General features: G+C 70.3%; 3 protein-coding genes and 1 pseudogene. 2 read left to right on the forward strand and 2 right to left on the reverse strand.

What is annotated here, in order from left to right; genetic code table 11:
* Positions 1 to 795: pseudogene (locus VGP60_RS27950) on the reverse strand (sodium:proton exchanger); the annotation flags it as partial.
* Between the two features lie 283 nt (positions 796 to 1078).
* On the opposite strand from VGP60_RS27950, the gene VGP60_RS27955 reads away from it, so the two are divergent.
* Positions 1079 to 1456, forward strand: coding sequence for a metalloregulator ArsR/SmtB family transcription factor (locus tag VGP60_RS27955; RefSeq protein ID WP_327551098.1), 378 nt, complete (start codon positions 1079 to 1081; stop codon positions 1454 to 1456).
* Positions 1457 to 1616: 160 nt separating this feature from the next.
* On the opposite strand, the gene VGP60_RS27960 is transcribed toward VGP60_RS27955, so the two are convergent.
* Positions 1617 to 2027, reverse strand: a complete 411-nt coding sequence (locus VGP60_RS27960; protein WP_327551099.1) for a hypothetical protein — start codon at positions 2025 to 2027, stop codon at positions 1617 to 1619.
* A gap of 110 nt (positions 2028 to 2137) precedes the next feature.
* On the opposite strand from VGP60_RS27960, the gene VGP60_RS27965 reads away from it, so the two are divergent.
* On the forward strand, positions 2138 to 2306 hold a 169-nt coding region (locus VGP60_RS27965), incomplete at its 3' end, for a YbiU family protein (protein WP_327551100.1).

Below are 2306 nucleotides of genomic sequence, written 5' to 3' on the forward strand. Positions count from 1 at the left end.
CACGATGAATTCCGGCGCCTCCGAGGCGAGCGGGGCCAGCCACTGCACCAGCAGGAACTGGTCGATCCCGAGCTGGGTTCCGGCCTCGATCAGCGAGCTCGCGAACGGCTCGGCGGAGGCCAGGATGACCGCCGCGGCGAAAACGAACAGGCCGATGACGATGGCGCGACGGGAACGTGCGGGCAGGGCGCCGATCCGGGCCGCCGGGCCGACCAGGTCGGGCTCGGTCGCCTCGGCGTGGGAGACCCGCCACAGGTAGTAGACGAAGAACCCGAGCAGGGCGAAGCCCAGGATCAGGCTGATCTGCCCGGTCAACGGGACCACGAACGCCACCACCGAGGCGATGGCCAAAAACCCGATCTCGACGCGGTGCCCGGACTCGAGCACCAGCTCCCGCACGGTCCGCCCGGACCGGCGGGAGGCGACCAGCAGCGCGATGACGACGACGACCGACCAACCCAGGCCGAGCAGCAGCCGGTTGGAGCCGGTCATGTTCGCCGCGGCGTAGGCGACATAGGTGGGGTCGCTGCCGGCGGTGTAGGCGAAGTAAAGGTCCACGGCGTACTCGGGGAGCACGGCGATCACCGCGAGGATGGCGATGGCGAGCGGGCCGGAAATGTCCACCCGCGCGGCCTCCGCGGCCCAGGCCAGCAGGAACGATGACGCCACCACCGCGGCACCGAACAAGAACAGTCCGAGGACAGCCGGCGGGTGCATCCCGCCGAGGCGGAACACCAGCGCGGGCAACGTGATGAGTACGCACAATGCGAGGGGGCGGATCAACTTGAACGACATGACGTCCTTCCGGGACGGCGCGCCGCACCGACCGGAGGACCTCGGGGCACACTCCGGCCAGACGACTCGACTGGCCGAAGGTCTCGTCCACCCGCCATCAGGCGGGCCCTGTCGCCGGAGGATCGCGGGATCCTCAGCATGTCGACGAGCAGGTCGTCCGGACTACTCCCCTTCAGACACGACAACCCTGACACACGTTTCGTCGATTACGCAACTGACGGAATGGGGGAGTGGCAGTGGTCACCGGCTGGCGCCGTCGGGCGCGGCGGGGAAGACTCGGACGATGACGCACGCGTCCGGGTCGGCGGCCGTTCCGGGTGACTGCGCGGGCCGACCGAGCGTGGAGGAGCCGACCCAGCCGCAACTGCGTTCCGCCGCGGCCACGTTCGCCCTGCTCAGCAGCCCACCGCGGCTGCACCTGGCGTGGCTGATGGCGCACGAGACGTTCGACGTCGGGACCCTCGCCCACCGCGTCGGGCTCAGCCTCGCCACCACGAGCCAGCACCTGGGCAAGCTCCGGCTCGCCGGGATGATCTCCGCCCGCCGCGAGGGCCGCTACACCTTCTACGCGATCGAGGACCCGCACGTACTGACCTTGATCGACCAGATCTTCAACCACATCGCCCCGGACGGCACCCTCGCGCCTGATCCCCAAACCTAAGACGTACTTCCTGAGCGCACGACGATTCCGCGCCACGGAGTAGGCGGCGGTCCTTGTCGTAGTTGCAGCTGCGTGCGAGCCAAGACGGGTGGTGCGTGGATCTGGTCGGCTTCTGTGGGGGCGGCGCAGGCGAGCACGGCGGCGAGCCACCAAACAGCGCCTAGCTCGCCGCCGCTCCCGCCCAGTCCGTAGATCGCTCGCGGCGTTGTGGCCGGCGCGACGAGCGCGACCTGATCGCGTTCGGGCTCTCCGTCGTCGCCGTGCCGCGGCCTCGTCGAGGACCACCGCACCGAGCTGGCCGCACGAGACATCGCGGATGGCGGCGCTGCGCACCGAGCACCAGGCCGAGCTCGACCGGATCCGCCGCGACGCCGCCGACGCCCAACACCAAGCAGCGGCCGAGCACACCGAGATAGTCGACCGGCTCCGCGCCGAGCTCTCCGCCGCGGCCGAACGCCGTGCCACCTAACACGCCCACCAGCTCGAGCTGCACCGCCAGCGCGGCGCGGCCGATCACGAGATCGAGGTCCTCCGCACCCGCCTGACCCCCGACCCGACCGTCGCGGGCCACCGCTGACCGGTCATCCCGGACCGCCGTCGTTCGGCGTGCTACTTCCCCTGCGCCGTCCACCCCGATGTTCGGGTGGTGGGCAAATCACGCGCCGCGCGATGCGGACCTTGATGCCGCCTCGTCAGGTAGGCCCGGTGCCCGACCAGAAGGGCTGGGGCAACGTCATGTACATCCCGGCGGCCCCGTACTGCGCGAAGAACGCCGCCTACGCGAACGACTGCGGCAAGGCGTTCCTGACCGGCGAGAGTCCCTCGGACTTCGCCCCGGAGCACTACGAGA

It is taken from the genome of Amycolatopsis sp., from assembly GCF_036008905.1.
Taxonomy (GTDB): domain Bacteria; phylum Actinomycetota; class Actinomycetes; order Mycobacteriales; family Pseudonocardiaceae; genus Amycolatopsis.